Genomic DNA, 26195 nt, shown 5'->3' on the forward strand with positions numbered 1-26195 from the left:
GTGTCCCCTCATCGTCGGACCGCTGTCCGGCGGGCACAACCGCGGTCCGCGGTGGGTGAGCGGGGTCATCGCGGGTCACTCCCCCGGGGTGCGGCGGGTCGGTGCGGGGTCATCGCGGGTCACTTCCAGGGCGCCCTGTCCCGCCGGTGCGGGCGGCGAGCAGCAGGGCGATGTCGTCGGGTCGGGCGGTGGCGGTCCTGGCCTGCCGGATCAGCCGGTCGGCGGTGCCGGCGAGGGTGGTGCCGCGGATGGCGGACAGGGTGTCGCGCAGCCGTTCGATGCCCTGGTCGATGTCGGTGCCGGGCTGTTCGACCAGTCCGTCGGTGAACAGCGCGAGGACGGCGCCGGGCGCCATGGCCAGCTCGGTGACGGGGTACGGGGCGGTGGCGTCGATGCCCAGGACCATGCCGCCGGGCAGGTCGAGCACCTCGGTTCGGCCGTCCGGGTGGCGCAGCAGCGGCTGGAGGTGCCCGGCCCGTACCGCCCGGGTGGTGCCGGTGGCCGGGTCGAGGTCGATGTAGCAGCAGCTGGCGAACTGGCCGGGGTCGAGGTCGATCAGCAGCCGGTTGGTGCCGCTGATCACGGCGGCCGGGTCGTGGCCGCTGAGCGCGAAGGCCCGGACGGCGCTGCGGAGCTGGCCCATGGTGGCGGCGGCGGACACCCCGTGGCCCTGGACGTCGCCGATGACCAGGGCGATGCTGCGGCCGGTCTCGATCACGTCGTACCAGTCGCCGCCGACGTCCATGCCCTCGGTGCCGGGCAGATAGCGGCCGGTGGTGTCCACGCCGGGGAGCCTGGGCAGCCGGTGCGGCAGCAGCGCGGACTGCAGGCCCCGGGCGAGGGCGGCTTCGGAGTCGTAGCGGCGGGCGCGTTCCAGGGCCTGGCCGATGAGCCCGGCGAGCGCGGTGAGGACGGTGCGCTCCTCGGGGCTGAAGCCGCGGGGCCGGTCGAAGCCGAGGATGCAGGAGCCGACGGGCCGCCCGGAGGCGATCAGCGGCAGGAACGCCCGGGCGCCGACATGGGCGTCCATGGGGATGCCGGGATAGGCGGCGGCGAGGTGCTGCATGGACTCGAAGAAGATCGGGCGGCCGGTGGTGAGGGTCTCCACGCCGGGCAGCCGGGAGTCCAGTCCGACGCCCTCGAAGCGGTCCAGGAAGCCCTGCGGGAAGCCGGTCTCCCAGGCGAGGTGGAGCTGGCGTTCGTTGTTGAGGACGTAGATGGCGAGCTGGCGGCCGCCGAAGGCGGGCAGCAGCTCGTCGGTGACGACGGCGGAGACCTGGCGGGCGGTGACCGCCTCGGTGAGGGCGATGGCGAGGGCGACCGGCCGGTAGAGCACGGACGCCCGGTCGGCCGGGGAGCCGAGCCCGCTGCCGGGCGAGACGGCCGAGCCGGGCGCGTAGGCGGGCTTCTCGGCGGTGTCGAGGGTGACGGTGAGCCCGTCGTGGCCCGGGTAGAGCGACACCGAGAGCCAGGTGCCGGAGTCGCGGTGGGCGAGGAAGTGGACGGGCTCCCCGGAGAGCAGGGCGGCCCGGAAGCTGTCCTCGTAGGCGGGGTGCCCGAACCAGGGGAGCACGTCGAACATCCGCCGCCCGATCAGCTCCGGCCGCCCGCGGCCGAGCAGGGTCTCGGCGCTGCGGCTGACGAAGGTGACGCGGCCGAGCCGGTCGATGGAGAAGATCCCGCGCGGCAGCCGGTCGGCGACGGCCGCGACCACCGGGCCGGTCCCGGGGTCCACCAGCGCCCCCCGCACATGCCCGTCGGCGGGCGGCTCCTCCCCGGGCGCCGCGGGCCGGGTGGACAGCTCGACCAGAAACGGCCGCCCCTCCCTCCCCCGCACCCAGATCCGCCGGGACGCCGGCCGCTCGGCGTCCGTCAACTGCCGGGCCACCGTCCACAGCCCGTAGCAGTCCTCCGGCTCCAGCAACCCGGCCAACGCGGCGGCGTCGAGGGGGCCGGACGCGCCTTCTCCGCCGGACGCGCCTTCTCCGCCGGACGCGCCTTCTCCGCCGGGCGCGCCTTCTCCGCCGGGCGCGCCTTCTCCGCCGGGGATGCCTTCTCCGCCGGCGATGCCTTCTCCGCCGGCGATGTCCCGGCCATCGGGGATGCCAGGACCGTCGGGGATGCCACGGCCGTCGGGGGCGCCATCCGTCGGCAGGGCGCCGCCCTCGGCCGGGGCGCCCGCAGGGGTGGAGGCGGGGGGCCCGGGCGGGGGGCCGCCTCCGGCCAGGGTGCCGTCGTGCCCGGGAGTGAGGGGCCCAGGCCGGGTGCCGTGATGGCTGAGGGTGCCGTCCTCAGGCGGGATGGAGCTACGGGGCGAGGTGCCGTCTTCGGGCAGGGCGCCGCTCCCGGCCGGGGGGCCGTCCTCGGCCTGGCTGCCGCCACCACCGAGGGTTCCGTCCCCGGGCAGGGCGCCGCTCCCGGCCGGGGGACCGTCCTCGGCCTGGCTGCCACCACCACCGAAGGCGCCGTCCCCCGGCGGGGTGCCGCCTCCGTAGGCAGCACGGCCGTTACGCGATGGGGTGCCCTCGGGTCCCGGGGCGCCGTGGACGGGCGGTGGCTCCAGCGGCGAGGGGTTGTCCTCGGGCGCGGTGCCTCCCAGGCCAGGGGTGCGATCCTCGGGCGGGGTGCCGCCTCCACCAGGGGTGCGGCGGTCTCCGTACAGGGGGCCGTCTCCGCCGGGGATGCGGCCCTCGGGCAGGGTGCCGTCGTCGTCATGGATGCGGTCCATGGGCAGGGTGTCGTCAGGGCCCGAGCGGCCGGTACGGCCTGAGGCGTCGGGGGCGGGTCGGGTGCCCCCTTGGTGCGCGGGACCGTCCTCGGGTGGGGCGCCCGGACCGGGCGTGAAGGGGGTGCCTCCCCCGTCGCCGCTGGTGCCGTCCTCGGAGGTGATGCCCTCATGCCGTGGGGCGCCACCCCTGGGGCGTGCGCCCTCACGGCCTGGGATTCCGCCTTCGGGGCCGTTGCGGCCAAGGGCGCCGACCCCCGACGGGGTGCCGTCATCGGGTGGGTTGGTATCAGGGCCCGGGCCCTGCTCGGAGGCGTGGTCGACGGCACCTGGCTCACCCTCCTCGACGAGTGGCATGGCGGGCTCCAGGGGGTCGGTCAGCTCGACCGGATCCGTCAGTTCCACCGGTCCGGGACGCCGGAAGGGTCCGGATCCTGGCCGGGGTTCGGCTTCGCCCGGTACGCCAGGCCGGGTCGGGTCCTCCGGTGCGGACGACTCTGCCGACTCCTGGTGAGGGGGCGCCCCGGTCGACTGCGCACCGGCAACGGCCCGCTCCCCCGGTCGGGGCGACTCCCCCGGTTCGGTGCGCTCGACCCGCCCGGCCGGGCCATCGGGAGCCTCCGGGTCGGTCAGTTCGACGGGGTCGGCGAGGTCGGAGGGCTCGGCCGGGCCGACGGGTGCGGGGGAGGTGGGGTGTACGGGGGCGGGGGCCCGGTCCGCCGGGTGGGGGTGTGCCGGGAGGGGGCCGTCCCCCGCCTGCTCCCCGTCCGGGTCGGGGCCGAGCAGAGGGCGGCCCTCCGGGGCGGTGCCTTCGGTGGCCACCACCTCGGGGGCGGGCGGGGCGGGCGCGTCGGGAGGGGTGGCGCGGCCGGTGAGCATGGCGCGCAGGGCGGCGTCCGCGGTCAGGGTGCCGGTCGCCGGGGTCCAGTCCATCCGGCCGACGCGGAACGGTGGGGTGTTGCCCGCCGGGAGCTGGACGCCGAAGGGCTCGCCCTCCCAGGTCACCGCCGTGCCGTGCAGGACCAGGTCGGCGAGGGCCGCGCCGAGCCGCGCGGCGGTGCGGTGGGCCCGGCGGCGGTCGGCGGCGGCCACCGGGCGCCCCGGCGTGGGGGCGCGCAGGATCGCGAGCACGCCGTAGACGGACTGGCCGTGCACCACCGGCACGTACATCGAACCGAAGGGGTAGGGCATGCCGGCCATCAGCTGGGGGAAGCGCCGCATGGCGTCCTCGGCGTCGGCGAGGTGGACGCCCTCCCGCCCCCGGTAGGCCACGGCGACCGGGAAGGGCCGGTTGGCGTGCATCCGCCACCAGGGGCGGAACAACCGGGCCGGCAGCCCCGCGAGGACGGCCAGCCTCAGCAGCCCCGGGGTGCCGCTGCGCAGGTAGACGCCGCCCGCGAAGCCTCCGGTCGCTTCCACGGCCTCCACGGTGGCCCGTGCCAGCACCAGCGGCAGTCCGTCCGGTACCGGGCCGTCGGTGTGCGGTTTCCCTGGCATCGTCCCCCAGCCTTGCTCGGCGGCGGGTCGCGGCGCCGCGCGGTGCGGCGCCGGAGCTCATAGCCAGGATGCTCCCGGGCCGCGGGGTCACGCATTCCGGGGCCGGGGGGCGCCGGACCAGGTGGACTATGTTGAGCACGAGCGGGACGAGAAGGAGGCACACCGGTGCCATCAGGTCAGCAGGCACGCGCCCAGTCGGCGGCGATCAGACCGGGCCGGGCCGGCCCCGCGGCGAAGGCCCCGCCCCCCGCTCCGCCGGCCGACCCGCCGGCCCGGGTGCGGGCGCTGTTCGGGGAGCACCGGCTGTCCCCCGCCCGGCGCCGTATCGCGCAGTATCTGATCGACCACCTCACCGAGGCCGCGTTCCTCTCCATCACCGACCTCGCCGAGCGGGTGGGGGTGAGCCAGCCCTCGGTGACCCGGTTCGCCACGTCGCTGGGGTACAGCGGCTATCCGGCACTGCGCGAGGCGCTCCAGCCGATCGCGCTGAGCGCGGTGGCCGCCGCGCCCGACGCGGCCCGTGAGGAGCCGCGCCGCAACGAGCTGCAGGCCGCGGTGGACGCCGAGATCGAGAACCTGGAGCAGCTGCGGCGGCTGGTGGCCGACCCCGGGCCGATCGTCACGGTGGGGCGGGAGCTGGCCGCCTCGGTGCCGCTGACGGTGGTGGGGCTGCGGATCTCCGCCTCGCTCGCCGAGTACTTCGCGTACGCGGCCCGGCGCATCCACCCCGATGTGCGGCTGGTGACCCGGGGCGGGAGCGTGGCGTATGACGCCCTGCTCCAGTCGGGTGAGGCGGGGGGCGGCTGGGTGCTGGCGTTCGCGATGCCGCGGCACGCCAAGGAGACCCTGGCGGCGCTGCGGGCGGCCCGGCGCAGCGGGCAGCGAGTGGCCCTGATCACGGACCTGGCGCTGGGGCCGCTGGTGGACGAGGCCGATGTGACGCTCACCGCCGGGACCGGGTCGCGGCTGGTATTCGACTCGTACGCGGCACCGGGCCTGCTGGCGGCCTCGCTGCTCCAGGCGATGGCGGACGCCAGCCCGGAACGCACCCAGCGGCGGCTGGAGAAGTACGAGCAGGCCGCGGAGCAGCACGACTTCTTCCTGGAGGAGTAGGCCCCAGGGGGTGCTCCGGCTCCCCTGCGTCCCACGGCCCCCGTGAGGCGGAGGCGGCGCGAGGGGAAATCCATCCGGGAGGCCGTCCTCAAGAGGATTTTCGGCCATTTTCGCGCGCTTCGTCGGCATGAATTTTTTCATGCCCTTGCTTACTCGACGGTAAATATATTTACTGCTCACACACCCCGGCGCAACGCGCCGGGAACAAACCGTGCCTCTCCCCCGAGGGGCAAGGTACAGAGCACCGTGTACGGCACTCCCTCCTCGTGCCGTCCGGTGTCTGGCCGGGAGCCCGCCTTCGCGCGGGCCCCCGTGGCGGCCCCGGTCAACCCCTGGGCCGGGGCCGCCTAAAACATCCCCGTGCCGGCGGCGGCGTCAGCCCGTGGGGGCGACCACCGCGGGGGCGAGCGGAGTGGCGCTCACACAGACGTCCGGCGCGGCCACCGTGGTGGTGGCCGTGGCGGCGAGGCGGGCGCGGGCGGAGGCCAGCGCATGGTCGAGGTCCCGCGTTCCGGTGGTCACACAGAGCGTGTACGTCACATCGTCCAGCCGGCGCTGCGTGTCCGGCGCCAGGACCAGCCCCTGGGCGGCGGTGCAGAGGGATTCGTAACGGGCGACGAGCTCGCGAAGCACAGCGGGATGCGCCAACAGCATGAACGTACCTGCCTTTCCCACGCCACGGGGCTACGGATGGGGAAGCCGGGCGCCGTGGCGGGGCCGCGCGACACCGCGGGCGGCTGCCGCCACCGGACCGTCCTCCTGGAGCCGGGCGATGGGCCGGGCCCCGGACCGGGGACCGCCCTCCCGCACATGGGTGTGCCCGCGCCTTCCGGCCCTCATACGACATTGTGATGCAACCGTGACGGATCCGCTCTGCGTGGACACGCTGCGTACGGGCAGAAGCAGCCCCCCGCGCGGAGGCCTTGCTCCGTTGTCGTGACGCTGCCCGCCACCGGTATCGCGCCCGGGGGCCGGTGGTACGCATCGCACCATGGCTGTGAACCCGATCGAAATGCAGAAGGCCCTCGGAGGCGTCAACTACCCGGCATCGAAGGAGGACATCGTCGAGCAGGCGTCGAAGCACAAGGCCGGCCAGGAGGTCATGGACGCCCTGGACTCGCTGCCCGACAAGGAGTACGACTCCCCCGCCGCCGTCAACAAGGAGGTCGGCAAGGGCTGAGCCGCCGGCCGGGGCTGAGCCCCGCCGAGCGCTCCGCCCGCCGGGCGGCCACCGCCACCCGGTCCGACCCGGTGCACCCGCCCGTCCGGGCAGCCCACCGCCGTACCGACTCCCCCGCCCCGCCGCACCGGTCCTCCCGGGCGGTGGGGCGGTCCGCGTCCGGCCGCGGCGCGCTCCGCCGTGCCTCACCCGGACGGACGGCGCCGGGCGGTGGAGCGGGCCGATCAGGGCTGGACTGGAGGGGCCGCCGGGGGCACCCGGCAGGGTCGGGATGGGCCGATCCGCTCGGGAAAGTCGGGAAAGTCCGACGCCGCGGCAGGCAACCCGGCCCGGCGCGCGGCCATCCTCTTCCAGTGGCAGGCCCGGAAAGTCCTGGCCGTGGCCCCGATCCCACTCCTGGAGTGAGCCAGCCCATGGTCCAACTGTCGGTCGTCGTCCCGTGCTTCGACGAGAGCGAGGTGATAGACGCCTTCCACACCGCGCTGCTCGACGCGCTGGCACCCACCGGGGTGTCCTTCGAGGTCTGCTACGTGGACGACGGCAGCAGGGACGGCACGGTCCAGCGGTTGCGGGCGCTCGCCTCCGCGGACCCGCGGGTGCGCTTCACCTCCTTCAGCCGCAACTTCGGCAAGGAGGCGGGGCTGCTGGCCGGGATGCGGATGGCCCGGGGGGCCGCGGTGGTCCTGATGGACGCCGACCTCCAGCACCCGCCGGAGCTGGTGCCGCGCATGCTGGAGCTGCACCGGCAGGGCTACGACCAGGTGGTCGCCGTACGCGACCGGACCGGTGAGGGGGCCGTGCGCAAGGCGTTCAGCCGGGCCTACTATCGGCTGGTACGGCGCTTCATGGACGTGGAGATCGCGGACGGGGCCGGGGACTTCCGGCTGCTGTCGCGGCGCGCGGTGGACTGCCTGCTGGCGCTGCCGGAGAGCAACCGCTTCTCCAAGGGGCTGTTCTCCTGGATCGGCTTCGACACGGTGGACTTCGCCTACCGGAACGTGGAGCGGGCCGCGGGCACCTCCAAGTGGCGCGGCCGCCATCTGCTCAACTACGGCATCGACGGGCTGCTGTCCTTCAACAGCCGCCCGCTGCGCCTGGCCATCCACGCCGGGTTGTGGCTGTTCCTGTCCGCGGTGCTCTACGCGCTGTGGATCGTGGCGAATGTGCTGCTGGACGGGGTGGAGACGCCCGGCTACGCGACCCTGATCACCGCCATCGTGGCTCTCGGCGGCATCCAGATCGCGATCCTGGGGGTGATCGGCGAGTACGTGGGCCGGATCTACCACGAGGCCAAGCGCCGGCCGCACTATGTGGTCCGGGAGACCGAGGGGTCCACCGGGACGGCGCGGCGGGAGGAGCGGCGCCCGGCCCGTGCCGGCGCGGGGCGCCCCGAGGCGCGGCTGGAGGCCGCGGGACGGGCGCGGCCCAAGCCGTGAGGACCGTTCCCGCCGCCACCGTCCGCCAGTTCGCCGTCTTCGCGCTGATCGGACTGGTCAACACCGCCGTCTACTACGCGGTGTACGCCACGCTGAACATCTGGCTGCCCTACCTTGCCGCGCACGCCGTGGGCTACACGGTCAGTGTGCTCGGCTCGTTCCTGCTCAACTCGTATCTGATGGTCCGCACCCGCCCCACCTGGCGCGGGCTGGCCCGCTATCCGCTGTCCGGCGCGGTCAACCTGGTCGGCAGCGGGGTGCTGCTGCACCTGGGCGTGAGCCGGCTGGGGATGGACGAGAACATCGCCGCGCTGGCCGCCGGTGTCGCGGTCACGCCGCTGTCCTTTCTGCTGGCCCGGTGGGCCATCATCAGTGGCGCGGGCGGTGGGCGGCGCGGGGCCGGCCGTGTGCGGCCGGCCCCCTCCCCCGCCGAGCCGGTCAGGGAAGCCGCGTCCCGCGAGTGACCTTGTCCAGGTGGTAGTAGTCGGCGACGCACTGCGCCGGCCAGATCCGCTTGCCGCCCGCGGCGAAGGGCTCCAGCATCGAGCCCACCTTGGTCGGGGTGTACGGCATGACCCGCTCCCCCGCCGCCGCGCCCGCGCGCAGCACCGCGTCCTGGCGGTCCCAGCGCTCGGCGCGGACCTGCATCTTCCCGCCCAGCTCGTACAGCGGCAGGGCGAGCCCCACCACGGTCACCGCGCACAGCGCGGCGGCGAGCGCGGCGGGCAGCGCGCCGGCCGCCCCGTGCCGGCGCAGGGCCCGGCCCAGCAGGGCGCCGGCGGCGACCAGCAGCACCACCCACACGATCAGGTAGTCGTTCCAGGTCCGCTCGGTGGTGATGACCCGGGCGCCGAACACCGGGTAGGTGATCACGGTGCACAGATAGCCGCTGACCAGGAAGACCAGGGCTCCGGCGCCCAGCAGCAGCCCGGGGCGGGCGGGCTCCAGGACCCGGCGGGCGTCCGGCCGGGGGCGGGCCAGCAGGCCGACCAGCACACCGGCGGCGACGGCGCCGAGGTAGGTCCAGGTGGTCAGCACCGTACCGAGGATGTGGACGAAGGCCTTGGCCGCGTCGATCAGGGTGTCCGGGGCCAGCATCGAGGCGGAGTCGGCGCCGAAGCGGGAGCGCCGGTGCCGTGACCCGGGCGAGGTGACCAGGATGAGGGTGCCGACCGCGACTCCGGCCATCCCGGCGGCGGCCCAGAGCCGGGCGTGGCGCCGGACCGGGGCGACCAGCAGCCGGTGGGCCAGCAGGACGAGGGCGGCGAGCACCACCAGGGCGACGACCGAGGCCTCCTCGGACAGCGTGCCCATGAAGACGCCGACCGCGAAGACCACCGCGAGGGCGACCGTACGGCCGCGCCGGCCGGAGGCCCGCAGCAGCGGGATGGCCGCTGCGGCGGCGAGCACCGGGGCGAGCGTGTGCGAGACGGAGGCGGCCGGCCAGTAGAAGGTCTTGTACGTGTTGGGGGTGGCGAACAGGATGGCCGCGGTGGCCATGGCGGCGGCCAGCAGGGGGACGCCGCGCGGCACCGACTGGCCGGCCCGGCGCAGCGCCAGCGCGGTCAGCGCCCACAGCAGCCCGAGCACCAGGACGCCGCTGACCAGCCCGTACCACTGGTGGCCGGCGACCGGGAACTCGGCGTAGGCGCCGACCAGCAGCCCGTTGCCGACCCGTCCGTTGTCGGTGAAGTAGAACTTGTGGACCAGGCCGAGCATGCCCTCGTCGCGGACGACGGGCAGGAAGCACCACTCGTCGGCGCTGGGGCGGACGTACCGGCCGAGGTAGGCGGCGGCGGCGAGCAGGGCGAGCGGCAGGGCGGCCAGGGCGTACGGCCAGAGGCGGCCGGGCAGGGCGCGCGTGCCGCCGTCCTGGCCGGGCCCGGCCCCGGGGCCCTCGCCCGGGTCCTTCGGGACGGTGACACCTGATGCGCCGACGGCCATGTCTTCTCCACTGCCTTTCGCCGAAACCTCCGTTTGCGGTACCCAAGAGGGGTTTTCGGCCCTTCGCGTTGTGTGCCCGGGCTGTGATTTCGGCTCACGCCGCGTGCTCGCCCGCCGCGTCGTCCACCGGTCTCCCACTGGACCGGCCCGGGTACGGGTGCGCAACCGGTCGCCGCCCAGGCGGTGCACCGGCGGCCCCGTGGACCGGTGGCGGGGGCGGGTCAGCGGCGGTGGGCGGTGACCAGCCGGCAGCGGGGTGAGCCGTCGGGGCGGCGGCCGAGCGGCTCCAGGGCCTGGAGCTCCACGGTGAACCCGGCGGCCTGAAGATCCCGGGCCACGTCGGGGAGGCGGAAGGTGCGGTAGTACATGGTGAACGGGGGCCGCCACACCAGGTTGCGCAGCCGCATCGCGGTGTCGAAGCCCCACAGCTGCCAGTAGGGGGCGGAGCCGACCGGCGGGGGCGCGGCGACCGGGAAGGAGAACCGGCCGCCGGGCCGGAGCACCCGGTGGACCTCGGCGAACAGCCCGGGCCGCTCGGCGGGCAGGAAGTGGCCGAAGGCGCCGAAGCTGACCACCAGGTCGGCGGAGGGGCTCAGCGGCAGGGCGCGGGCGTCGCCGCGTACCCAGTGCAGCCGGGGGCCGGAGCGGGTGGGCGGGTGGTTGGCGCGGGCGCGCCGCAGCATCCCGTCGCTGAAGTCGAGCCCGGTGACCCGGTCGGTGCACAGCCCGCGCAGCACGCCGATGCCCGCGCCGGTGCCGCAGCACAGGTCCAGTCCGGTGCGGAAGGGCCCGTGCGGGCGCAGTGCCTCGGCGACGGCGTCCAGGACGGGGCCGGGGATGCGGTAGGCGGTGCGGTCGAACGTGGGGGCGAGCAGGTCGTAGCCGCGGCGGGTGGAGGACAGCGCCTGGCGGGCGCGCTGGAGGAGGAGGGTGCCGGGGAGGGTGCGGCCGGATCCGTTCGAGCGGGGCATGGCGGTCAGCCTACGGTCCGGGCCGGGTCGGCCGCGGGGGTCTTCGTCCTGCTCCTCCGGAGCCGGCCGGTCGTCAGATCATGCCGGCGTTCATGATGTCGAAGGGCAGGGTGCCGGCCGGGTCGGCGGATCCGCCGGTGCCGGGGGCGGCGAGTTCGGCCCAGATGACCTTGCCCTGGGGGGTGTAGCGGGTGCCCCAGCGGTCGGCGAGCTGGGCGACGAGGAACAGGCCGCGGCCGCCCTCGTCGGTGCTGGCGGCGTAGCGCAGGTGCGGGGAGGTGCTGGAGCGGTCGGCGACCTCCACGGTGAGGCCGCGGTCGTGCAGCAGCCGGACGCGGATGGGCGCGGCCCCGTAGCGGATGGCGTTGGTGAGCAGCTCGCTGAGGACCAGTTCGGCGGCGAAGCCGAGATCGTCCAGGCCCCATTCGGCCAACCGGGCCATGGCGGCGGCGCGGATGCGTCCGACGGCCTCCGGTTCGGCGGGCACGTCCCAGTCGGCGACCCGGTCCGGGCCGAGGACCCGGGTGCGGGCGACGAGCAGCGCCACGTCGTCCTTGGGGTGGGCGGGCAGCAGTGCGTCCAGGACGATGCGGCAGGTCTCCTCGGGGGTGGCGGCGGGGCGGCCGAGGGCCTTGGCGAGCAGGTCCAGGCCGACGTCGATGTCCCGGGTGCGGTCCTCGACCAGGCCGTCGGTGTAGAAGGCGATCCGGCTGCCCTCGGCGAGCTCCAGTTCGGTGGTCTCGAACGGTATGCCGCCCAGGCCCAGCGGCGGACCGGCGGGCAGGTCGGGGAACTCGACCTGGCCGTCCGGGTGGACCAGGGCGGGCAGCGGGTGGCCGGCCCGGGCGAGCTGGCAGCGCCGGGAGACCGGGTCGTAGACGGCGTAGAGGCAGGTGGCGCCGACCATGCCGGTGCCGCCGTCGGCGGCGTCCAGGCCGGTCGTCTCGGCGCCGTCCTGGTAGGGCTGCTCCTCGTCCTGGTCGATGCGCCCGACCAGGTCGTCCAGCCGGCCCAGCAGCTCGTCGGGCGGCAGGTCGAGGGTGGAGAAGTTGTGCACCGCGGTGCGCAGCCGGCCCATGGTGGCGGCGGCGTGCAGGCCGTGTCCGACGACGTCGCCGACGACCAGGGCGACCCGGCTGCCGGGCAGCGGGATGACGTCGAACCAGTCGCCGCCGACGCCGGACTGGGCGGGCAGATAGCGGTGGGCGACCTCCAGGGCGCTCTGCTCGGGCAGCGCGCGGGGCAGCAGGCTGCGCTGGAGGGTGACGGCCATGGCGTGCTCGCGGGTGTAGCGGCGGGCGTTGTCGATGCTGACCGCGGCGCGGGCGACCAGTTCCTCGGCGAGGACGAGGTCCTCGGCCTCGAAGGGTTCGGGGCGCTCCATGCGCCAGAAGTTGGCGACGCCGAGCACCACCCCGCGGGCCTTCAGCGGGCAGGCGATCAGCGAGTGGATGCCGAAGTCGACGATCTGGCCGGCCCGCTCGGGGTCCTGGGCGTGCCAGCCGAGGGCCTCGGAGAGGTACGGGACGAGTTCGGCGCGGCCGGTGCCGAAGCCGCGGGCCTGCGGGGTGGAGGGGACGAAGCCGATCATCTTGCCGCGCGGGTAGAGCGGGTGGTCGTCGCGGACCCCGGCGACGGCGGTGCGGCGCATGTCGGCGGCGGTGCCGGTGGGCTCCTCGCCGCGCAGCACGGGGTCGGCGAGGTCGACGGTGACGAAGTCGGCGAACCGGCCGACGGTGACATCGGCCAGTTCCTCGGCGGTGCGGACCACGTCCAGGGTGGTGCCGATGCCGACCCCGGCGTCGTACAGCAGGTTGAGCCGGCGGCGGGCGCCCTCGGCGCGGCCGGTGAGCGCGTTCAGCTCGGTGGTGTCGCGGATGGTGGCGACGGTGCCGGCGGGCCCGCCGTGCCGGTCGGTGTGGCGCTGGTTGACCGCGAGCAGCCGGTCGGCGGCGGGCACCACCTCGTCGGTGGCGACCCGGCCGGAGCCGAGCAGTTCGGCCATGCCTGGGTCGAGTCCGGGCAGTTCGCGGATGGCGCGGCCCTCGGCGTCGGCGGGCAGCCCGAGGAGGCGTTCGGCCTCGTCGTTGGCGAGCAGCAGCCGGCCGTCGCCGCCGACGATGACCACGCCCTCGCGGACGGCGTGCAGAACGGCGTCGTGGTGTTCGTACATCCGGGTCATCTCGGCGGTGCCGAGGCCGTGGGTCTGGCGGCGCAGCCGGCGGGCGACCAGGGCGCTGCCGGCGGTGGCGATGGCCATTCCGGCGGCGGCGGTGCCGAGGATGACGGGCAGCTGGCGGTTGACCACCCCGGTGACGTTGCGGACCTCCAGGCCGGCGGAGACCAGTCCGACGACGGCTCCCTTGTCCCCGCGGACCGGGACGATGGCCTGGACCTCCTCGCCGAGCGGGCCGTCGACGCTCTCCACGTGGACCTGGCCGCGGAGGGAGGGTTCGATGGTGCCGACGAACCGGCCGCCGATGCGTTCGGGCTGGGGGTGGGTGTAGCGGATCCCGCGGGTGTTCATGACGACGATGAAGTCCACCCCGGCCGCCTGGCGGGCGCTTTCGGTGAGCGGCTGGAGGATGGCGCTGGGGTCGTCGTCCTGGAGCGCTTCGCGGATGCCGGGGGCGTGCGCGAACGATTCCGCGACCGCGACGGAGCGGTTGCGTGCCTCCCGGTCGCTGTCGCTCCGGGACTGCAGGACCAGTGCCAGGACGGCACCCAGTACCAGCAGGACCACGAGGGTGACCTGCAGGAGGAAGACCTGTCCCGCGACGCTCCGCGGGCGGCGTCCGCGCCGGTCGGCCGGTGACCGAACCGAGCTGCCGCGGAGTCGGTCGAAGAAGGGGGCCACGATCCCCTTTCTAACACCGCTCGGCCCACCGCGACCATGAGTCGCCCTCGGTGCTCGGACGGGTACGGCCCGCTGTCGGCGGACGGGGCGCGGGAAACGCCCGGGGAAACGCGGGGGAATCGCCTCGGGAAACCCTGGGGCGCTCCGGGCAACGCCGTGGGAAACCGGCCGGGATCAGCGGACGCCGTGCGGGCGGAACTGGACGCTGACGCGGGGGCCCGCGCCGCGCCGGGTCTTGGGGATGGCGTGCTCGAAGGTGCGCTGGCAGGAGCCGCCCATCACGATCAGGTCGCCGTGGCCGAGCGGGACCCGGCGGGCGGGGCCGCCGCCGGCGGGGCGCAGGGCCAGGTCGCGGGGTTCGCCCACGGAGAGGATGGCGACCATGGTGTCCTCCCGGCCGCCGCGGCCGACGCGGTCGCCGTGCCAGGCCACGCTGTCCCGGCCGTCGCGGTAGTGGCAGAGCCCGGCGGTGGTGAACGGTTCGCCCAGTTCGGCGGCGTAGTGCGCGCTGAGCGCGGAGCGGGCCTCGTCGAGGACGGGGTGCGGCAGCGGGTCGGCCGCCCGGTAGAAGGCCAGCAGCCGGGGTACGGCCACCTCGGCGTCGTACATCCGGCGCCGCTCCGCCCGCCAGGGGACCTCGGCGGCGAGCCGTTCGTAGAGGGCGTCGGCGCCGCTCAGCCAGCCGGGCAGCAGATCGATCCAGGCCCCGCGGCCGAGATCGGTGCGGCGGATTTCGGCGAGGGGGCCGAGGCGGATCTCGTCGGTCTGGTCGAACAGGGAGCCCTGGAAGTGCGCCGGCATGCTCCCAGCGTACCCCCACATTCGAACGCATGAGCTAATCGATGCGTTCGCCCGGCCGGGGCCATTCGGGTGGGAGGGGGGTCTGGTGGTCCCTCAGGCGGCCCACCTCCAGGCCCCGGGCGCGGCAGTCGGCGATCAGTCCGGGCAGGGCGCCCAGCGCGGCCCGCCAGGAGCCGGGGGCGCTGGTGGCGTCCGTGTCGTGCAGCAGTACGGTGCCGCCGCCGCGCAGGGAGCGGGCCACCTCGGCGCGGACCCCGTGCGCGGTGGCCTCGGCCGTCCAGTCCCGCCCCCAGGCGGACCAGAGCACCGTGCGCAGCCCGGCGGCCCGGGCGGCGGCCCAGCGGCCGCCGGTGAGGATGCCGTAGGGCGGGCGGTACCAGAGCGGCCACCGCCCGGCCGCCTCGGCGACCAGCGCCGCGGTACGGGCCACCTCCCGCCGGTCGGCGGCCGGGCGGGGTCGCCAGGGCCGCTCGTGCCGCCAGCCGTGCACCGCGAGTTCATGGCCCTCGGCGGCGATCCGCCGGCCCAGCTCCGGGTGGCGGGCCAGCCGCTCGCCCAGCAGGAAGAAGGTGGCCCGGGCCCCGAGGCCGTCCAGGACGCGTAGGAAGTGCGCAGTGCTGTCCGGGTCCGGGCCGTCGTCGAAGGTGAGCGCCACCCGCCCGGGGTCGCCCCGGCCGTCCAGCGCGGGCCAGAGCAGTGCCCGCGGCCCCGGCAGCCAGCCCGCCGCCGGCCCGATGTGCGCGGCGGCCGCGACCAGCAGGGCCGCGCCCCCGAGGGCGATCGGGCGCCCCGGGGAGCGGCCGCCCACGGGCAGCACGTGGGGGCCCAGCACCGCCGCGGCCCGGTACGGGCGGCGGGCGGCGCTCACCAGTGGTCCTGACGGCCGGCCGGGTCGGCTCCCTTGCCGGGGTCGCCGGAGTCGCCGGAGTCCTCGGTGACCAGGGGTGAGCGGGCCAGTTGGACGCAGCCGGCCACCAGCAGGGCGAGAGCCAGCGCCTCGGGGGCCACCCGCCAGCCCAGATGGACGTCCTCGGCGAACAGGCAGACCCCGAGCACCACGCTGAGCAACGCGTCGCCCAGGGTGAGCGCCGGCTGCGAGGCGACCAGGCTGCCCGCCCGCAGGGTGACCTGGAGGAGCAGGAAACTGCCGAGGCCCACCACGATCGCCGCGTACGGCATCCAGCTGGTGAGCACGGCGTCCACCCCGTCCGGCAGACGGCCCAGCGCGTCCTTGAGCAGGGCGGCGGTGACGGCGAAGCCGGTGGCGGTGGCGGTGCCCAGCACGGCGGCCCGCGCAGAGGGCGGCAGCCGCGTCGAGACGGCCCCCAGCACGGCCGTGAGGAGGCCGGCGCCCAGGGCCGTCCACAGCCAGGCGGCCACGGGCACGGTGGCACGCCCGTCGGTGGGGTCGGCCAGCGCGAGGAAGGCGCCGAGGCCCACCGCCATCGCGGCGAACGCCCAGCGGGTGCGGGCGTCGGGCCGGCGGTGGAACACGAAGCCGCCGACGACCAGGGTGAACATCAGCTCCGTACTCATCACCGGCTGCACCACCGACAGCGGCCCGGTGGCCAGCGCCAGCGCCTGGAGCACTCCGGAGACGGCGAGCAGCGCCGCGCCCCACACCCACACCCGGCGGTGCACCAGGCCGGTCAGCCAGGAGCCGTGGGGGGCGTCGGCCGGGTCGGGGCCGAGCTCGGCGGCGGCGCGCCGCTGGAGGACGGAGGCTCCGGCGTTGCCGAGGGCGGCCAGCAGCGCCAGGCCGATGGAGAGGGCGAGCACGGTGTCAGCCGAACCGTTTGGCCATGGCCCGGAAGAAGCCCGGGACCGCCCCGTGCAACCGGGCGGGCAGACCCAGCCAGGCGGGGACGAACACATCGGCGCGGCCCCGTACGGCGGCCCGCCACACGGTGTCGGCGACCTGGGCGGCGGACACCGGGCGGGGGTGCTCGCGGTGGTAGGGGGCGCCGCGCCGGCCGAAGAACGGGGTGTCCACCGCGCCGGGCAGCACCACGGTCACCCCGACCCGGGTGCCGGCCAGTTCGCAGCGCAGGCTGTCGGCGAAGGCCAGCAGTCCGCCCTTGGTGGCGGCGTACACCGCCTCGCCCGCCACGCCGACCCGCCCGGCCATGGAGCCGATCAGCACGATCTGCCCGGTGCCGCGTTCGGCCATCGGGGGGAGCAGCAGCCGGACCAGGTGGAGTACGCCGGTGAGGTTGACGGCGACCAGCCGGTCCACCGCCTCCTCGGGCATCGCGCCGACCGGCCCGGCCCAGCCCTCCCCGGCGGCGGCCACCAGGGCGTCGACCCGGCCGGCCCGGTCGAGCGCGTCGGCGGCCAGCTTCGCCACGCCCGCGGTCTCCCCCAGGTCGCCGGGGAGCGCGGTGCCGCCGGTGCGCGCGGCCACCGCGTCGAGCCGCGCCTCGTCGCGTCCGGCGAGCAGCAGCCGGCAGCGGCCGTCGGCGGCGAACCGGTCGGCGACGGCCGCGCCGATCCCGGAGGACGCTCCCGTGACGAGCGCCACCGGCCGGATGGCGGACGGTGGGGCCGTACGGGGGTGCGTGGGCGGCATGGCGGACCTCCGGGCTGTCGACGGCCGTGCCCTTCCAGCGTCCCGGTTTCCGGCGGCTTCGCCTCCCGGCGGGGTCCGCCCGGTGCCACCGTGCCCCTCGACTGTCTCGTGGGCACGGCGGCGGAAGGCGAAAGAAGCTGCTGGCCCGAACGGATGACGTGCCCACCCGAACGGCCCGCGGCCGGCCCCTCCGGGCGGCGCCGGGCGCCGTCGGTCCCCACGCTGGCGGGTCATGCCGCGCGAAGGGCGCGCCGGCCGAGCGAAGGGGCGTTCGATGGGGCGGCGATACCTGGTCCTGACCGCCGGTATGGGCGCCGGGCACGACGCGGTGGCCGGGGAGCTGGCCCGCCGGCTGCGCGCGGCCGGGCACCAGGTGCTGGTGCGGGATGTGCTGACGCTGCTGCCGCCGGGCACAGGGCCCGCGCTGCGCGGCTTCTACCGGTGCGCGGTGCGGCGGGTGCCGTGGGTGTACGCGCTGATCCACCGCATCTTCCTGGCTCCGGCCCGGACGCCCGGTCCGCGGCGCCGGCCCGGTACCGGCCCGCTGGCGGCGCTCGCCGAGCGTCCGCTGCGCGCGTTGGTGGAGCGGTGGCGGCCGGATGTGGTGGTCTCCACCTTCCATCTGGCCGGGCAGATCACCGGGCGGCTGCGTGAGCGCGGGGCGCTGGAGGTGCCGTGCGCGGTGTATGTCACGGACTTCGCGGTGCACCGGGCCTGGCTGGCCCCGGGCAACGACCTCTTCCTCTGTGTGAGCGAGCCGGTGGCCCGGCGGGTGCGGGCGGGCACCGGGCGGCCGGCGCTGGCCACCGGTCCGGTGGTGCCGCCCTCGTTCGGCCGGTCCGGGCCGCCCGGCCCGGCGGCCCGGCTGGCCACCGCCCGGGCCGCCGGGCGCCCGGTGGTCCTGCTCTCGGCCGGTGCGTGGGGCGTAGGCCCCGGGCTGCTCCCGGCGGCGCGGGCCCTGGCGGGTGCCGGCTGCCTGCCGGTGCTGCTGTGCGGACGCGACGAGGGCCTGCGGCGGCGTGCCGGCCGACTGCCCGGGGTGCTGGCCCTGGGCTGGGCGCACGACCTGCCGGGCCTGATGGGCGCGGCGCATGTGCTGGTGGACAACGCGGCCGGGCAGACCGCGGTGCAGGCCCTCGCCGCCCGGCTCCCGGTGGTGGGCTTCCGCCCCATCGCCGGGCACGGCGCGGCCGGGGTCCGGGAGATGGCCGCGGAGGGCCTGACGGTGTACGCCCCCGACCTGCCCGCCCTGCTCACCGCCGTCGCCACCCTGTCCCCACCCGGCCCACCCTGCGACCGCCTGGTACGCGCCGGGGCGGCCCTGTTCCGGGAAGATGCGGCGGCCGCAGTGGCCCGGCTGGCGGGGGCGTCTGCTGCGGCCTGAGGGGCCGCCTCGGGCGGGCCGGGGGCCCACCGCCGGGGTCACGGGGGCCCGCTCCGGGAGCACGCGGCGTTCGTGGCGGTTCCAGCTGGCGGGGGCGGTGGGCCCGAACCCCTCGGCCCTGGCCCGCGAGCGCCTGGTGCGGGCCCGGGCGGGCCGGTTCCGGGAGCATGTGGCGGCCGTCGTGGCACGGCTGGCGGAGCGACCGTGCTCTCACCACGGCCTCAGGCCAGGGTGGGCGGCGGGCCCGGGCCCTCGGCCTGGCCTGCGACCGGCCGGCACACCCCTGGGGCGGCTCGGTCCGGGGGTGCGCGGCGGGCGTTGCGGTGCCGGACGGCACCCACCCGGGGCGGCCTTGCTCCGGGGCGCGCGGCGGGCCGCCGTGGTGCCGGGTGGCGGTGGCCACGGCGGCCTGAGGGACGGGCGCCTTGGGCGGGGCTAGGAGCCCCGGCGCGGTCGCGACGGCAGGGGGACGGGGAGGGCCGGCCCCGTACCCGTACGGCAGTCGTGCGGTCAGTCGACGGTCAGGACGATCTTGCCGGTGGTGCGGCCCTGCTCGCCCAGTTGGTGGGCCTTGGCGGCCTCGGACAGGGGGAGCACGGTGTCGACCAGCGGGCGCAGGCGGCCGTCCGCCACCAGGGCGGCGATCTCCAGCAGGCCCTGGCGGTCCGGCTCCACCAGCATCCAGCCGGTGCAGACGCCCTCGGCCTCGCCGGGTACGTCGTCCGGGCTGGGCAGGGTCACCAGGCGGCCGCCGGGGCGCAGCACCTTCAGGGAGCGGGGCCCGGTGTCGCCGCCGACGTTGTCCAGCACCACGTCCACCTCGCCGACCGCGTCCTCGAAGGCGCCGGCCCGGTAGTCGATCAGCTCGTCGGCGCCGAGGGAGCGCAGCAGCTCGTGCTTGGCGGCGCTCGCCGTGCCGATCACATACGCGCCGCGCGCCTTGGCGATCTGCACCGCCAGGTGTCCGACGCCGCCGGCCGCCGCGTGCACCAGCACCCGCTGCCCCGGGGTGACCTGGGCGGTGTCCACCAGCGCCTGCCAGGCGGTGAGCGCGGCCAGCGGCAGCGCGGCGGCCTCCTCGTGGCTCAGGGTGGCCGGCTTGGGGGCGAAGTGGCGCGCGGGGGCGGTCACGTACTCGGCGTAGGCCCCGGCCTGCTTCGGGAAGCTCGGCATGCCGAAGACCTCGTCGCCGGGGCTCAGGACCGTCACGCCGGGGCCGACCGCCTCCACGGTGCCGGAGACGTCCCAGCCCACGATCGGGGTCTCGGCCCAGTCGATCAGCGCGCCGCTCGCCCGGGTCTTCCAGTCCGCCGGGTTGACCCCGGCCGCGCGCACCCGTACCAGCACCTCGCCCAAGCCCGGTTCGGGTCGCTCGATCTCGCGCTCGACGAGCACCTCGGGGCCGCCCCACTCGCTGACGACGACGGCACGCATGGCAGGCATGGCTGCTTCCTCCTGGTATCGGGTCGCCACCGGTCCGTTCCGGCGGCGTGCCTCCAGCATCGGTGGAGCGGGGCCGGCGCGGTGCTGGCCGAACGGCCACTATGTGACAGAATTCGGCCATGCACCGTGTCGCCGTCCTCGCCCTCGAAGGCGTCCCTCCGTTCGAGCTGGGCATCCCCTCGCGCGTCCTCGGCAACGCCTGGGACGAGACGGGCCGCCGGCTGTACGAGGTGACCGTCTGCACCGCCGACGGCGCCCCCGTCACCAGCGATGCCGGCTTCACGGTGGCGGTGACGGCGGGGCCCGAGGCCCTGGAGCGGGCGGACACCGTGGTGGTGCCGCCCACCCACGCCATGGACGAGCTGACGAAGGGGGCCCCGCTGCCGGCGGCACTCACCGAGGCGCTGGCCCGCATCCGGCCCGGCACCCGGCTGGTCTCCATCTGCACCGGCTCGTACGTCCTGGCCGCGGCCGGGCTGCTGGACGGGCGGCGCGCCACCACCCACTGGTACTCGGCGCCCGAGTTCCGCCGGGCCTTCCCCCGGGTGGTCCTGGACGAGGACGTGCTGTTCGTGGAGGACGGCCAGGTGCTGACCTCCGCCGGGGTGGCCGCGGGGGTGGACCTCTGCCTGTATCTGATCCGGCGCGACCATGGCACCGCGGTCGCCAACCGGGCCGCCCGGATGTGTGTCGTACCGCCGTGGCGGGACGGCGGCCAGGCCCAGTACATCGACCGGCCGGTGCCCGAGCCCACCGTCGCCACCACCACGGCCACCCGGGCCTGGGCGATGGAGCGGCTGGACACGCCGCTGTCGGTGGACCGGCTCGCCCGGCACGCGCGGATGAGCGTGCGCACCTTCAGCCGGCGGTTCCGCGACGAGGTGGGAATGACGCCCGTGCAGTGGCTGACCGCGCAACGGCTGGACCTCGCCCGCCAGTTGCTGGAGACCAGCGACCTGGCGGTCGATCTGGTCGCCCTCCGGGCCGGGTTCGGCTCGGCGAACTCCCTGCGCCAGCACATGCGCAGCACCCTCGGCGTCTCACCGATCGCCTACCGGCGGACCTTCCGCGCCGACGGGCTGGTCCTGGCCGGGGACTGAACGCCCCCAGGGCGGCGGTGCTCAGCGGGGTGTACGGGGAGGAGAGGGCCGCGGAGCACGGCCCCGAGACGCTGTCCGCCGCCGCCCTCCTCGCCGGGGCTCAGGTCATCGACGGGTCGCCCTTGAGCAGGGCGAAGACGGCGCCGGCCGGGTCCTTGACCATGGCCAGGCGCCCGACGCCGGGCACGTCCATGGGCGGGATGAGGGTGCCGGCGCCGTGCCCGGTGGCGGCGGCGAAGGCGGCGTCGCAGTCGCGGACCCCGAAGTACGGGTGCCACTCGGAGCGTGACCCGGCGGCCAGGTGCTCCGGGCCGAGCTGGAGCATCCCGCCGTGGCTGCTGTCCTCGCCGTCGCCTCCGCCGGGCGCGGAGAGCAGGGTGTACGTCGAGCCGTCGCCGGCGTCCATCTCCTGGTACGTCCAGGAGAACACCGAGCGGTAGAACTCCCGGGCGGCGGCCAGGTCGGTGGTGTACAGCTCCGTCCAGATCAGGGCGCAGGGCTCCATGACGGTGTCCAGGCCGGTGATCCCGCCCGGCTCCCAGACGGCGAAGTCGGCGCCGGTGGGATCGGTGAAGGCGGCCAGTCGGCCGGCGCCCGGTACCTCGTCCGGCTCCGTGCGGACGGTGCCGCCGGCCTGCTCGACGGCCCGGCGGGTGGCGTCGGCGTCGGAGGTGTGGAAGTAGACCGTCCAGGAGGGGGTGGCCCCGTGCTCGCTGAGCGGACCGACGGCCGCCACGATGCCGCCGTCCCGCTGGAAGAAGCCGTAGCCACCGCCGTCGCCGCCGGGCGCGGCGGGCTGGTAGGTCCATCCGAAGACGCCCGCGTAGAAGGCGACGCTGGCGTCGATGTCGGGTGAGCCGAGGTCGATCCAGTTGGGGGTGCCGGGGACAGGGCGGGTCGTCAGCATGGCGTGAACCTCCGATGCGGATCAGCAGGGCGGTGTTCCGGGGTGGACTTCCGGTGTGGCGGGCGGGGGCCCGGCTCCGTGGGCGGGCGGAGCCGGGGCGGGGTCCGGCGGGCGCGCCCCTTCCAGTAGACCGCGCACGGTGCGGCCCCGCGAAACGGAGCGCGCCGCGGCGGTGGACGGGGTTCCCCCATCCGCGCTTCCCGGATGGCGCAATCTTCGCGGATGTCCATTAGATGGTGCAGACCGCGCGCCAGTAGAGCGCGGAACAGGCGACACGGTGTGTGCCTCACCCGAGTCCGGCGAACGGAGCCACGCCATGACCACCGAAGATCCCACAACTCCCCCGAATCCAGGACCCGGTGACCGGTCCAGGCCGCCCGACGCGGGACCGGCCCTGCCGTCGTACCCGCCGTTCACGCCGCCACCGCCCCCGACGGCCGCGCCGCCGCGGGGCGCCGCGGCGGCGGGCAGCGCGGACTTCGGTCACCGGCGGGAGGAAGGCAGGCCCGAGCGGATCGCGTACCCGAGTGCGGAGGCGCTCGTCCCGGCGGGCGCGCCGGAGCCGGCCGGTGACACACGGTCGGTCACCGGCCAGGCGTACGGCGTCATGCCGCCCGCCGAGGCTCCGTACGAGCCCGCGGGCCCCCTCCCGTACGGCCCCGCCGACCCGTTCCCGCGCGACCCGGCGGGAGGCCCCGCGCCCGGCGGACCGGTGGACCCCTTCCCGAACGACCCGGCGGGCCGGCTGCCGTGGGAGCCCGGCGGGCCGCTGCCCCAGGAGCCCGGGGCGGAGCCCCGCCTCGGGGCCGGCGACCGGTTCACCGCACGGGGCCCGAGGACGTTCGCCCTGCCGCCCGAACGCGAGGCGGGCCCGCGTACCGTCGACCCCTTCGACGCCCCCACGGCGGGCGAACAGGCGGCGTTCGAGGCCGCGTTGGGGCCGGACCCGCTGATCGATCCGCCCTCGGCGGAGGTCGCGCTGCGGCAGTCCGCGGTACGCCCCGACCGGCGCCCGCCGCTGGAGCCGGTGCCCCCGGCCGGCCGTCCCGAGTACGCGCCGCCCTCCGAGGCGGCGCCGTGGCTCGGCGGGCACCCCGGGAACGGAACGCCGGGCACCGGTCTGCCGTACCCGGACGGAGCCCCGGACACCGGGCGCGCCGCCACGGCGGGCCCGGCGTCCCCGGTAGCCGGTGCCGACACGGCGACGCACCCGGCCGGCGGAACCGACCGGGCCGAGTCTTGGTACGAGGAGCCCGCCGCCGGAATGCACGGCACGCCCGGTTCCGCCCCGCTCACGGCCGACCTGGGCGCGGTCGGCGGCGCCGCCCTCCCGGACGGACCGCGCGACGGAGCCCCGGGCACCACTCCCCCGGCCCCCGCGCCGGTGCCGAAGGGCGCCCAGGAGGGTGGTACGCGCGCGGGCGGTGCGCCTGCGGCCGGTACGGCATACGAGGCCGGTGGCGGGTACGAGGCCGCCGCGCCCGGGACCGTCGGCCACGGGCCGGAGGTGCGCGAGGCCGGTGCGTACGAGAGGAGTGCGGACGAGAGCGGCACGCGCGAAGGCGGTGCCCGCGAGCCCGGCGCGTACAGGCCTGGCGCGCACGAGAGCGGGCCGCACCAGCCCAGCCCGTACACGTCCGACGCGTACGACAGCCGTACGTGCGAGAGCGGCGCCCGCGAGCCCGGCCCGTACGAGACGGCCGCGCGCCGGGTCACCGGGAACGCGGCCGACGACGCGGCGGTCTCGGCGCCTGAGAGTGGTGCGGCGGGTGGGACGGATGACGCGGCCCGGGCGGTCGCCGACTTCGTCGGCCTCGCGGACTCCGGCGACGTGGACGAGATGAGCGACGAGCGCATAAGGACGATCATCTGGACGGCGGCCACCTACCGCCCGCTGGAGGAGGTCGCCGCGCTGGTGACCATGCTCAAGCGGACCGGGGCCGTGTCCAATCCGGGCGACGAGGCGCTGCGGGCGGCCGCGGTGGCCCGGCCGCTGGAGGAGGTCCGGCAGTTGGTGGCCATGCTCAACGAGGCCGGCCACCCGATCGACGAGTCCGACACCACGCTCCGGGCGGCCGCGGTGGGACGGCCGATCGAGGACGTGGTGCAGTTGGTGAGCATCCTGGGCACCGCGAAGGGCGGCGGGGCCGCCGGAAACCCGGCCGTCGACCAGGTGGGTCCCGGCGCAGCGGCCACGGCTCCTGAGCCGACGGCGGCCGCGCCCTCCGCACCGCCCACCGACCCGGTGGCCGCCACCTCGGCGGCTTCGGCCCCCTCGGTCCACGTACCGGAGAACCCCAACGTCCGCCCGCCGCGCTCGGTCACCGCCTCGGCGGCCCCGGCGGAGCCGAAGGTCCTCGTCCCCGAGGAGCCCGCGGACCGGGCCGGGCGGCCCGGGCACAGCGCTCTGCGCTGGCCGACCGCGGCGGCGCTGCTCGCTTGCGGGCTGATCCACCTCCCGGTGGACCTGGCGGGGGTGCGCGCGGGTGGCGGCGGCATGGTGTCGCTCGCGGTGACCGCGCTGTGCATGGTGACCGCGGTGGTGCTGGTGATGCGGGAGTCGGCGCGCGCCTGGATGGCCGCGGCGGTGACGGCGGTCGGGGTGTTCCTGGTGCACACGGTGGCCGGTGCGGACACCTTCGCGCTGCTCGAACGGAGTGTGGGCGCGGCGTTCGCCTGGTCCGGGACGGCGGCGCTGGTCGCCTCGGTGCTGGTGGTGCTGATGGCGGGCAAGGTCCTGCTGGGGCAGCGCCGGGAGCCCGATCCGGCCGAGGGAGCCTGACGGACCGCGTTCCACGGCACCGCGGGCCACCACGAGCCGCCGAAGGCATCGCCACGACGGGAGCCGCTCTGCCGAGCGGCTCCCGTCGGCATGTTCGGCGTTCTTCGCGACGGGGGTGAATTGACTTTCGGGTCGTGCGTGCAACTACCGTGCGAGCAGGCGCAGTTGACAGCCGATGCGGACGGGGGTCGCGGGGCCGGCGGCGATTGACGGGCACAAGTCCGTTTCATCCTCCGTTCAGCGGCGACCCGAAAGGACGAATCCAGTCCACCACCCCGACGAACCAGGAGAGTTCCATGAGTGACTGGCGCCACCGGGCCGTCTGCCGCGACGAGGACCCCGACCTGTTCTTCCCCATCGGGAACACGGGTCCCGCGCTGCTCCAGGCGGAGGAGGCCAAGGGCGTATGCCGGCGTTGCCCGGTGCGCGAGCCGTGTCTGGAGTGGGCGATCGAGTCGGGCCAGGAGGCCGGGGTCTGGGGCGGGATGAGCGAGGACGAACGCCGGGCCCTGAAGCGGCGCACCGCGCGGCGGCGGCAGCGCAGCCACGCCTGACCCGACCGCGGGACGGTCACCGGGTGTGACAGACGATGCCGCGATCGAGGCTGGTCAGGGCGGCTGCGGGCGTTTTACGGTGGTCTGACGGTCACCGACCCTTCCGGAGCCCCATGCCCAGACCCCGCACCGCCGCCGCGGCCGCCGCGATGAGCGCGGCCGCTCTGCTGCTCGCCGGGTGCGGCGCCGTCGGGGGCGGCGGTGCCGCCGAGCGGCTGTCCGCCGCCCCCATCGGGGCACCCTCCACCACCTCGGTCGCCTCCCCGGCCGCTTCCTCGGCCGTCGCGTCCGCCGCCGTGGAACCCTCGGCCGCTTCCTCGGCCATGGTGACCGCCACCCCGGAACCGCCGGGCACCGCCTCCGACAACCGGCCGCCCCCGGCCACCGCCGAGCCGTCGCCGGACGATCCCGCGCGTACCCGGCCCGCGGTCCTGGCCATCCCGTCGATCGGGGTCGAGGAACTGCGGGTGGTCCCCTACGAGGGCACCACCGACGACTGGCCCGGCACCAGGATCCAGGACCGCGGAGTGGCCGCCAGTCCGTACGGGGAGGCGGGCGGAGTGGGCCCGGGTGAGGTGGGGAACTACCTGGTCACCGCGCACCGCCTGTCCGCCGGGGGCCCGCTGCGCGCTCTGCCCGAGCTGCGGCCCGGCGACACCGTACGGGTCACCTCCGGCGGTACGGTCCACGAGTACCGGATCACCGAGACCCGCCAGACCTCCTTCCGTTCCGAGCGCTCCCTGGCCGAGCAGCGCGCCCCCGTCCCGGGTGAGCCCGGCGAGCGGGCCACCCGGGCGATGATCACCGTCTCCACCTGCGCCACGCCGGAGGACGACGCGGCCGGCAACCACTGGCGGGACGAGAAGGGCAATCCGGAGCACCGGATCGACAAGATCGGTGTGCTGGTCTCCTCGAAGAAGGCCTAGCCGGGG

20 protein-coding genes are annotated in these 26195 nt (G+C 76.1%); 9 read left to right on the forward strand and 11 right to left on the reverse strand.

Annotated elements, in window-relative coordinates; genetic code table 11:
* Positions 1-109: 109 nt before the first annotated feature.
* Positions 110-4222 (reverse strand): SpoIIE family protein phosphatase, encoded by a 4113-nt coding sequence (locus M1O15_RS15750; protein ID WP_248634474.1) that lies wholly within the window; start codon positions 4220-4222, stop codon positions 110-112.
* 165 nt (positions 4223-4387) lie between these two features.
* On the opposite strand from M1O15_RS15750, the gene M1O15_RS15755 reads away from it, so the two are divergent.
* Positions 4388-5335: a MurR/RpiR family transcriptional regulator gene (locus M1O15_RS15755; RefSeq protein WP_248634475.1), complete on the forward strand. Its 948-nt coding sequence runs from the start codon at positions 4388-4390 to the stop codon at positions 5333-5335.
* A 375-nt stretch (positions 5336-5710) separates the two neighbouring features.
* On the opposite strand, the gene M1O15_RS15760 is transcribed toward M1O15_RS15755, so the two are convergent.
* Positions 5711-5989, reverse strand: coding sequence for a DUF5133 domain-containing protein (locus M1O15_RS15760; protein ID WP_248634476.1), 279 nt, complete (start codon positions 5987-5989; stop codon positions 5711-5713).
* Positions 5990-6326: 337 nt separating this feature from the next.
* Between M1O15_RS15760 and M1O15_RS15765 the strand changes: the two genes are divergently transcribed.
* The 3 genes from M1O15_RS15765 to M1O15_RS15775 all read left to right on the forward strand — a co-directional run bounded on the left by M1O15_RS15765 (position 6327) and on the right by M1O15_RS15775 (position 8415).
* Positions 6327-6515: a DUF2795 domain-containing protein gene (locus M1O15_RS15765; RefSeq protein ID WP_248634477.1), complete on the forward strand. Its 189-nt coding sequence runs from the start codon at positions 6327-6329 to the stop codon at positions 6513-6515.
* A gap of 413 nt (positions 6516-6928) precedes the next feature.
* Positions 6929-7951: a glycosyltransferase family 2 protein gene (locus M1O15_RS15770; protein WP_248634478.1), complete on the forward strand. Its 1023-nt coding sequence runs from the start codon at positions 6929-6931 to the stop codon at positions 7949-7951.
* Entirely contained in the window at positions 7948-8415 is a 468-nt protein-coding gene (locus M1O15_RS15775; RefSeq protein WP_248634479.1) for a GtrA family protein, read from the forward strand. Before M1O15_RS15770 ends, M1O15_RS15775 begins: the two co-directional genes overlap by 4 nt.
* Here the strand turns inward: M1O15_RS15775 and M1O15_RS15780 are convergent.
* From M1O15_RS15780 to M1O15_RS15810, 7 genes are all read right to left on the reverse strand, one after another.
* Positions 8390-9895, reverse strand: coding sequence for a DUF6056 family protein (locus M1O15_RS15780; RefSeq protein WP_248634480.1), 1506 nt, complete (start codon positions 9893-9895; stop codon positions 8390-8392). The genes M1O15_RS15775 and M1O15_RS15780 overlap by 26 nt on opposite strands.
* Before the next feature lie 221 nt (positions 9896-10116).
* Positions 10117-10866: a class I SAM-dependent methyltransferase gene (locus M1O15_RS15785; RefSeq protein ID WP_248634481.1), complete on the reverse strand. Its 750-nt coding sequence runs from the start codon at positions 10864-10866 to the stop codon at positions 10117-10119.
* A 73-nt stretch (positions 10867-10939) separates the two neighbouring features.
* Positions 10940-13723, reverse strand: a complete 2784-nt coding sequence (locus M1O15_RS15790) for a SpoIIE family protein phosphatase (protein WP_372499481.1) — start codon at positions 13721-13723, stop codon at positions 10940-10942.
* Between the two features lie 174 nt (positions 13724-13897).
* Positions 13898-14524, reverse strand: a complete 627-nt coding sequence (locus M1O15_RS15795) for an alpha-ketoglutarate-dependent dioxygenase AlkB (protein WP_248634482.1) — start codon at positions 14522-14524, stop codon at positions 13898-13900.
* 34 nt (positions 14525-14558) lie between these two features.
* Entirely contained in the window at positions 14559-15332 is a 774-nt protein-coding gene (locus M1O15_RS15800; protein WP_372499483.1) for a polysaccharide deacetylase family protein, read from the reverse strand.
* 56 nt (positions 15333-15388) lie between these two features.
* Positions 15389-16303, reverse strand: coding sequence for a DMT family transporter (locus M1O15_RS15805; protein WP_248634483.1), 915 nt, complete (start codon positions 16301-16303; stop codon positions 15389-15391).
* 4 nt (positions 16304-16307) lie between these two features.
* Positions 16308-17093, reverse strand: coding sequence for an SDR family NAD(P)-dependent oxidoreductase (locus M1O15_RS15810; RefSeq protein WP_248634484.1), 786 nt, complete (start codon positions 17091-17093; stop codon positions 16308-16310).
* 274 nt (positions 17094-17367) lie between these two features.
* Between M1O15_RS15810 and M1O15_RS15815 the strand changes: the two genes are divergently transcribed.
* Positions 17368-18477: an MGDG synthase family glycosyltransferase gene (locus tag M1O15_RS15815; protein WP_248634485.1), complete on the forward strand. Its 1110-nt coding sequence runs from the start codon at positions 17368-17370 to the stop codon at positions 18475-18477.
* A 510-nt stretch (positions 18478-18987) separates the two neighbouring features.
* Here M1O15_RS15815 and M1O15_RS15820 read toward each other — a convergent pair.
* Entirely contained in the window at positions 18988-19911 is a 924-nt protein-coding gene (locus M1O15_RS15820) for an NADP-dependent oxidoreductase (RefSeq protein WP_248634580.1), read from the reverse strand.
* 128 nt (positions 19912-20039) lie between these two features.
* On the opposite strand from M1O15_RS15820, the gene M1O15_RS15825 reads away from it, so the two are divergent.
* On the forward strand, positions 20040-21020 hold the full coding sequence (locus tag M1O15_RS15825) for a GlxA family transcriptional regulator (RefSeq protein WP_248634486.1): 981 nt from the start codon (positions 20040-20042) through the stop codon (positions 21018-21020).
* A gap of 100 nt (positions 21021-21120) precedes the next feature.
* Here the strand turns inward: M1O15_RS15825 and M1O15_RS15830 are convergent, their stop codons facing one another.
* Positions 21121-21927, reverse strand: coding sequence for a VOC family protein (locus M1O15_RS15830; RefSeq protein ID WP_248634487.1), 807 nt, complete (start codon positions 21925-21927; stop codon positions 21121-21123).
* Between the two features lie 607 nt (positions 21928-22534).
* On the opposite strand from M1O15_RS15830, the gene M1O15_RS15835 reads away from it, so the two are divergent.
* The 3 genes from M1O15_RS15835 (at position 22535) to M1O15_RS15845 (ending at position 26189) form a co-directional block, all read left to right on the forward strand.
* Positions 22535-24709 carry a hypothetical protein gene (locus M1O15_RS15835; RefSeq protein WP_248634488.1) on the forward strand — a complete coding sequence of 725 codons (2175 nt, stop codon included), beginning with the start codon at positions 22535-22537 and terminating at the stop codon, positions 24707-24709.
* Between the two features lie 296 nt (positions 24710-25005).
* On the forward strand, positions 25006-25263 hold the full coding sequence (locus M1O15_RS15840; RefSeq protein ID WP_248634489.1) for a WhiB family transcriptional regulator: 258 nt from the start codon (positions 25006-25008) through the stop codon (positions 25261-25263).
* Positions 25264-25376: 113 nt separating this feature from the next.
* The gene (locus M1O15_RS15845) at positions 25377-26189 is read left to right on the forward strand and encodes a class E sortase (protein WP_248634490.1); all 813 of its coding nucleotides are present in this window, start codon (positions 25377-25379) and stop codon (positions 26187-26189) included.
* Positions 26190-26195: the final 6 nt, after the last annotated feature.

This window comes from Streptomyces lichenis (assembly GCF_023218175.1).
In the GTDB taxonomy this organism is placed as follows: Bacteria; Actinomycetota; Actinomycetes; order Streptomycetales; family Streptomycetaceae; genus Streptomyces; species Streptomyces lichenis.

Excerpts from the sequence above, each read along its gene's own strand:
- M1O15_RS15765 (WP_248634477.1), top strand. The coding sequence starts at position 6,327 with ATGGCTGTGAACCCGATCGAAATGCAGAAGGCCCTCGGAGGCGTCAAC.
- M1O15_RS15795 (WP_248634482.1), bottom strand. The coding sequence starts at position 14,524 with ATGCCGGCGCACTTCCAGGGCTCCCTGTTCGACCAGACCGACGAGATC.
- M1O15_RS15785 (WP_248634481.1), bottom strand. The coding sequence starts at position 10,866 with ATGCCCCGCTCGAACGGATCCGGCCGCACCCTCCCCGGCACCCTCCTC.
- M1O15_RS15810 (WP_248634484.1), bottom strand. The coding sequence starts at position 17,093 with ATGCCGCCCACGCACCCCCGTACGGCCCCACCGTCCGCCATCCGGCCG.
- M1O15_RS15770 (WP_248634478.1), top strand. The coding sequence starts at position 6,929 with ATGGTCCAACTGTCGGTCGTCGTCCCGTGCTTCGACGAGAGCGAGGTG.
- M1O15_RS15750 (WP_248634474.1), bottom strand. The coding sequence starts at position 4,222 with ATGCCAGGGAAACCGCACACCGACGGCCCGGTACCGGACGGACTGCCG.
- M1O15_RS15780 (WP_248634480.1), bottom strand. The coding sequence starts at position 9,895 with ATGGCCGTCGGCGCATCAGGTGTCACCGTCCCGAAGGACCCGGGCGAG.
- M1O15_RS15840 (WP_248634489.1), top strand. The coding sequence starts at position 25,006 with ATGAGTGACTGGCGCCACCGGGCCGTCTGCCGCGACGAGGACCCCGAC.
- M1O15_RS15825 (WP_248634486.1), top strand. The coding sequence starts at position 20,040 with ATGCACCGTGTCGCCGTCCTCGCCCTCGAAGGCGTCCCTCCGTTCGAG.
- M1O15_RS15815 (WP_248634485.1), top strand. The coding sequence starts at position 17,368 with ATGGGGCGGCGATACCTGGTCCTGACCGCCGGTATGGGCGCCGGGCAC.
- M1O15_RS15845 (WP_248634490.1), top strand. The coding sequence starts at position 25,377 with ATGCCCAGACCCCGCACCGCCGCCGCGGCCGCCGCGATGAGCGCGGCC.
- M1O15_RS15760 (WP_248634476.1), bottom strand. The coding sequence starts at position 5,989 with ATGCTGTTGGCGCATCCCGCTGTGCTTCGCGAGCTCGTCGCCCGTTAC.
- M1O15_RS15820 (WP_248634580.1), bottom strand. The coding sequence starts at position 19,911 with ATGCGTGCCGTCGTCGTCAGCGAGTGGGGCGGCCCCGAGGTGCTCGTC.
- M1O15_RS15835 (WP_248634488.1), top strand. The coding sequence starts at position 22,535 with ATGCCGCCCGCCGAGGCTCCGTACGAGCCCGCGGGCCCCCTCCCGTAC.
- M1O15_RS15830 (WP_248634487.1), bottom strand. The coding sequence starts at position 21,927 with ATGCTGACGACCCGCCCTGTCCCCGGCACCCCCAACTGGATCGACCTC.